Raw genomic sequence first — 1,319 nt, forward strand, 5'->3', positions numbered from 1 at the left:
AAAAATCCGGTCTTCACCTTTAATCCTGGGCTGCATGGCAATGATCTCTAGACAGACCGGGCACAGTGGCACTTTCTGGTGATTGCCGTATTTCTTCTTGGGGTCTTTCCTGTCCCGGATAATGACCTCGCCGTTTTCCACATCCAGGTCGCTGTAGCGAATATTGCAAATCTCCCCTTCCCTAAATGCACTGTATATGCTGAATAACATCAGATGGTGGTAAGGTACTTTTGCCCTTGGGTTGTTGTACCCCTCCAGAAACTCTTTATAAAGCAGATACAGCTGATGCTCTGTTGGGCGCGTATCGTCTTCTTTCGACTTGCCCGCCAGCTTCAGCTTCCAAAGCTCTTTCATCAGATCATCGGTAATAAACCGTCTGAAATACAGGCCAACCCGTTTTTGAAAATCCAAAGCACGACGCAACACAGATACATAAAGATGGTTGGTGGCAGGCGTTACTTTTTCTAATCGCTCATCCAGAAGATCAATCAACATATCTCCAGTAATTTCTTTTGAGCGTTTCTCAGTTAACCAGCATTTTTGCCAGAATTTGATGGCCTGCATATCCCGATAACTGATTCGGCTCTTTTTCGGAGGCGATTCCATTTTCCGGCAATACGCTTCCAGATACTGATTCAAAGTAATATCGCCTGACCTGGATTTAGCAGACTCATATCGAAGGCTGTCCTGCTCGGCATTTAACGACTGTTCCTGCATTTCTTCTTCAACGGCTTTTGCCCAGGCTCTGCCTGATGCTTTATCTGGGAAAGTCAGGCTCTCCGTAGCGGAAAAGTGTTTCTTGCGAACAGTCACCACATAACGATAAACATTACCGCTTTTCCGCTTCCTTTTTTGGCAGGAAATAGTCATACAACAATATCCCTATGTATCAAATTATTATTTTCAGGTTGCAATTTAGGTTACAAATAACGTCTTTATATGATACTAAATGATACTTAATCGTTATAAAAGGGATATTTAAAGACGACAAGAATCAATAAGTTACATAATATACAACTACTGACTCATGATATGTGGTACGAATTTCATTCGGACAATTTTGACAATGAAATCAATGAGTAAGACTGATTGAAAATTTTTTAGGTTACAATTTGATTGTAACCTGAGCCTCAAAAACGGTACCAAACCGTACCTTTGCTGCAATTTGTGGTGAATGTTATACGGGAAAATGGTGCCGTTTTTTTGTATCTTTTTGGTACAGCTTGGTTTTCCCACAACCATCGAATAAACTCCCACCTCAACCACTGCATAAGAAGTGCTTTCAAACCATGAAAACCCGCGACCTGCTCAAACTGCCT

General features: G+C 41.8%; 2 protein-coding genes. Both read right to left on the reverse strand.

Annotated elements, in window-relative coordinates; all coding sequences use genetic code 11:
* On the reverse strand, nt 1-870 hold an 870-nt coding region (locus ACO6V1_RS23985), incomplete at its 3' end, for a hypothetical protein (protein ID WP_422469118.1).
* Between the two features lie 260 nt (nt 871-1,130).
* Nucleotides 1,131-1,319: hypothetical protein (locus ACO6V1_RS23990; RefSeq protein WP_422469120.1), on the reverse strand; the 189-nt coding region annotated here is incomplete at its 5' end.

This window comes from Endozoicomonas sp. ALC013 (assembly GCF_049310205.1).
Lineage (GTDB): Bacteria > Pseudomonadota > Gammaproteobacteria > Pseudomonadales > Endozoicomonadaceae > Endozoicomonas.